This is a genomic window from Pantoea sp. SIMBA_079, from assembly GCF_046940275.1.
Classification (GTDB): Bacteria; Pseudomonadota; Gammaproteobacteria; order Enterobacterales; family Enterobacteriaceae; genus Pantoea; species Pantoea borealis.
Map to the genome: position 1 here is coordinate 1 of NZ_JAWRYR010000352.1, position 269 is coordinate 269.

Sequence of the window (269 nt, forward strand, 5' to 3'; positions counted from 1 at the left end):
TTGCGTGCACTGTTGCGGTGGGGGAGTGACTACTTCCTTACTCGCCGCCTTGACTGAACTGCTGGATGACGTTCTCGACGAATTGCCAGTATTCCGCTGAACGCTGCGGACGACGCAGCGGTGCCAGCTTTTCACAAGGTGGCTGGATCGTTTCGTCGCTCGGTCTTGTGCATCTTCGGGGCCGACTTAGTCTCATGTTGGTCATGCCGAAACGAAGCGATTGTTCCGATAGGAAGCCCGTCGGCGATTTTGCGTGTACCGCGCCAGTC

At 57.2% G+C, this 269-nt stretch carries 1 protein-coding gene; it reads right to left on the reverse strand.

Features of this window, described 5'->3' with window-relative positions:
- Positions 1-37: 37 nt before the first annotated feature.
- A partial coding sequence (locus SB719_RS20330) for a hypothetical protein (protein ID WP_412159766.1) occupies positions 38-269 on the reverse strand: 232 nt, incomplete at its 5' end.